General features: G+C 64.9%; 3 protein-coding genes. All 3 read left to right on the top strand.

The genetic code is table 11. The features are described 5' to 3' along the window. The first annotated feature begins 465 nt into the window (after positions 1–465). A complete protein-coding gene (locus K675_RS0117445) occupies positions 466–1254 on the top strand; it encodes an ABC transporter ATP-binding protein (RefSeq protein WP_017904777.1) in 789 nt (262 codons plus the stop codon). Beyond that, positions 1251–2201: an ABC transporter substrate-binding protein gene (locus K675_RS0117440; protein ID WP_017904776.1), complete on the top strand. Its 951-nt coding sequence runs from the start codon at positions 1251–1253 to the stop codon at positions 2199–2201. Before K675_RS0117445 ends, K675_RS0117440 begins: the two co-directional genes overlap by 4 nt. Then, on the top strand, positions 2198–2622 hold a 425-nt coding region (locus K675_RS0117435; protein ID WP_017904775.1), incomplete at its 3' end, for an iron chelate uptake ABC transporter family permease subunit. The genes K675_RS0117440 and K675_RS0117435, both read left to right, overlap by 4 nt.

Raw genomic sequence — 2622 nt, 5'->3', positions numbered from 1 at the left:
GTTCTTGAGCTGAACTGGGACTCTGTGGAGTTCTTGAGCTGAACCGGGACTCTGTGGAGCTCTTGAGCTGAACTGGGACTCTGTGGAGCTCTTGAGCTGAACTGGGACTCTGTGGAGTTCTTGAGCTGAACTGGGACTCTGTGGAGTTCTTGAGCTGAACTGGGACTCTGTGGCGAGCGGGCTTGCCCGCGCTCGGCTGCGAAGCGGCCGTAAACTCGGCCAACGCGCTCTACCTGATGGAGCGCATTGGCCGGGTTCAGGGACGCGTTGCGTCCCAGCGCGGGCAAGCCCGCTCGCCACAGGTTCAGATTTCAGGCTCAGATTTCAGGTTTCAGGTTTCAGGTTTCAGGTTTCAGGTTTCAGATTCAAACCCTGGCTCAAATTGGAACGAAGCTCCAAGCCCTGCCCAAGACGGCCATCCGTTTCCCAACCAGGTTGTAAAACAGATAAACCAATGAGCACGCAATGACCTCGCTGACCCTCGCCAACCTGGCCTGGACACCTCTGGGCCAGGGCCACTGCCACCACCAGTTCCAACTGCGTGATGCCAACCTGCGGGTGGCAGCAGGCGAGTTCGTCGGCCTGATCGGCCCCAACGGCAGCGGCAAGACCAGCCTGCTCAAGTGCGCCTATCGCTTCAGCCAGCCGGAAAGCGGCGAGGTGCTGCTGGAACACCAGAACGTCTGGAAACAGTCGCCCCGCTGGTGCGCCCAGCGCATCGCCGTGGTCCTGCAGGAATTCCCCGACGCCTTCGGCCTGACCGTCGACGAAGTGGTCAGCATGGGCCGCACGCCGCACAAGACACTGTTCGATGGCGAAACCGCCCTCGACCGCACACTGGTCCACCAGGCCCTGGAATCGGTCGGCATGCTCGGGTTCGAGGAGCACGCCTTCGCCACGCTGTCCGGCGGCGAAAAGCAGCGGGTGATTCTCGCCCGTGCCCTGGCCCAGCAACCGCAGTTGCTGATCCTCGACGAGCCGACCAACCACCTCGACCCGCGTTATCAACTGGAACTGCTGAGCCTGGTCAGGCGCCTGAAGATCGGCACCCTCGCCAGCATCCACGACCTCAATCTCGCCGCCGCCTTCTGCGACCGGCTGTACGTGCTCGACCACGGCCACGTCGTCGCCAGTGGCACCCCGCAGGAGGTGCTGAACCCCGAACTGCTGCGCACGGTGTTCGGCGTCGAAGCCCTGGTCGATACCCACCCGTTGGGTGGCTACCCACGAATCACCTGGATAACCCAACCATGAAGCTACTGCGCCTGGCGTTCTGCCTCGGTTCCCTGTTCGCCTCGGCGACCAGCCTGGCCGAGTCGACGCACTACCCGTTGACGATCCACAGCTGCAACCGCGAAGTGACCTTCAAGGAGGCGCCCCGGCATGCGCTGAGTCACGACATCAACATGACCCAGATGATGCTCGCCCTCGGTCTGAAGTCGCGCATGGCCGGCTACAGCGGCATCAGCGGCTGGAAGTCGGTCACTCCGCAAATGGCCCGGACCCTCGACGGCCTGCCGGAACTGGCGGCCAAGTATCCCTCGGTGGAGACCCTGCTCAACGCCAACGTCGACTTTTTCTTCGCGGGCTGGGACTACGGCATGCGCGTCGGAGGCGACCTCACGCCACAGACCCTGGCCCCGCTGGGTATCAACGTCTACGAACTGACCGAGTCCTGCGCCTTCGTGATGAAGCGCCCCGGCGCCAGCCTCGACGACACCTACAACGACCTGCGCAACCTGGGGCGGATCTTCGACGTGCAGGACCGCGCCGAAGCGCTGATCGCGCAGATGCAGGCCCGGGTCGCCGCCGTGCAGAAAGACCTGCCGGCCGACCGCCCACGGGTGTTCCTCTACGACAGCGGCGAGGACCGCGCCATGACCGCCGGCCGCCTGGCCATGCCCCAGGCGCTGATCGAGGCGGCGGGCGGGCGCAACGTGCTCGATGACGTCGAGGCCAGCTGGACCCGGGTCAACTGGGAAAGCGTGGTGGAGAAGAACCCGCAGGTGATCGTCATCGTCGACTACAGCGAAATCACCGCCGAGCAGAAACAGCAATTCCTGGAGAAAAACCCGGCCTTGCAGTCGGTGGATGCGATCCGCAATAAACGCTTCGTGGTCATCCCCTACGCCGAGGCGACGCCGGGTATCGATAATGTCCACGCCATCGAAACCCTGGCCAAGGCGTTCCATCCCCAATGATGAGCCGCCGCTATCCCTTGCTGCTGGTCGCGCTCGGCGCACTGTTGCTGGTGTCCTGCGTGGTGTCGCTGGGCTTCGGCCCGGCACGGCTGCCGGTGGACCTGGTGTGGCGCGTCCTCGCCTACAAGCTGCTGGGCAGCGGCACGCCGGACTGGAGACCCGGCCAGGAGCACATCGTCTGGCTGATCCGTGTGCCGCGCATGCTGTTGGGCGCCCTGGTCGGTGCCGGCCTGGCACTGATCGGCGCGGTGCTGCAGGCGGTGACCCGCAACCCGCTGGCCGATCCGCACCTGCTCGGCGTCACGTCAGGGGCCACCCTCGGCGCGGTGATCGTGGTGCTGCATGTCGGCGAGATCGCCGGCCTGCTGACCCTGCCCACCGCCGCCTTCATCGGCGCCCTGGGCAGCATGCTGGCGGTGCT

Origin of the sequence: Pseudomonas fuscovaginae SE-1 (assembly GCF_000364705.1) — a bacterium.
GTDB lineage: Bacteria > Pseudomonadota > Gammaproteobacteria > Pseudomonadales > Pseudomonadaceae > Aquipseudomonas > Aquipseudomonas fuscovaginae_A.
The sequence above is the reverse complement of the archived record's forward strand: the minus strand, read 5'-3'. Positions and strand labels throughout refer to the sequence as shown.